1 pseudogene is annotated in these 1,177 nt (G+C 51.5%); it reads left to right on the top strand.

Annotation, left to right across the window (positions count from 1 at the left end):
- A pseudogene (locus tag ONT18_RS17265) lies at window positions 1–1,177 on the top strand (T9SS type A sorting domain-containing protein); the annotation flags it as partial.

Below are 1,177 nucleotides of genomic sequence, written 5' to 3'. Positions count from 1 at the left end.
TTTCGGTACGGATTTCCCGACCTCGCTCTTCGGTAATGCTTCCATCCGGGGATATGCCCCTGAGCTTATTGTGTTCAGCAGGATGCTTACACCCGATGAGCGCAGAAAAGTGGAGAGCTATCTGGCGGTAAAGTACGGCATCACCCTCAAAGGCTCGTATCTTGACAGCGACGGAAACCTGACTTGGGACATGGCGGAGAACCAAGCCTACCACCATAGGGTCACAGCTGTTGGAACCGACACGGCAGGAAGTCTCTCCCAACCGCTTTCCGCAACATCATATGAGGAAAGTCCGGTATATGCGGCCTTGAAGGAGAACGGAACTTACCATGACGCAAATCCATACAACCCTTCATCCGCTTCCCGTCTGCTTGTCATGGGACGTGAAAACGGCAATCCGATGCCGGACAGAGGCTTCACTTTCTGGGGCGACGATGATGTGGCACTTGCAACATATACATCACCTACAGATTCCCTGTGGCATGTCATGAAACGTACATGGATGGTCAAGACCAACGTGCCGTCAAAGCCCGACAGTACAGTGGCAAGATGGACTGCGCAAGGATTTGAAGTGTCAAGGAATGGCTTTACTGACAATATCATCCAAGAGAAAGCCGCTTCCGGAGCTTATGCCACGACACCAGCCCTTGTTGGAGGTGGCGGTGCCTTTGAGTTCACCTGTCCGACAAGTCACCCGACTTTTGACGTTGGTTTCGGAAGCATCGGTGGCAGCACATGCAAGTATGGATTCCGGTTCACCAATGCTGGAGTTGTTTATCCGATCATCAACGGAGCGGTCTCAAATTCATACATCGCCACGGATGTTGACGGAACGGACATCTCTATCCGCAAGGAAGGCAAAAACATCTATCTGCGTGTTGACGGAACAGGAAGTGCGACAAGAACCATATCCCTTTCTGATGCAACTGACACAGACACAAATGTGGGCATTATCCGAACGGAAGGAGCAGAGTCCGCCTTGAACATGGCAGGCTTGAGGACAGGAGGAATCGATGATGTCGGTTATATGGCAGAGTTGAGCTATGACCTCACACCGGACAGGGAGTTCTCGGACTATTGCCGCAAGCGTACCGTCATGCTCATAGACCCAAGCGGTGAAGGTGATTTCGACATCAACAGCAACAGCAACATAAGATGCTCCAAGCCTGATATGACA

This window comes from Segatella copri, from assembly GCF_026015295.1.
Classification (GTDB): domain Bacteria; phylum Bacteroidota; class Bacteroidia; order Bacteroidales; family Bacteroidaceae; genus Prevotella; species Prevotella copri_C.
This window is presented reverse-complemented; position numbering and strand designations above follow the sequence as displayed.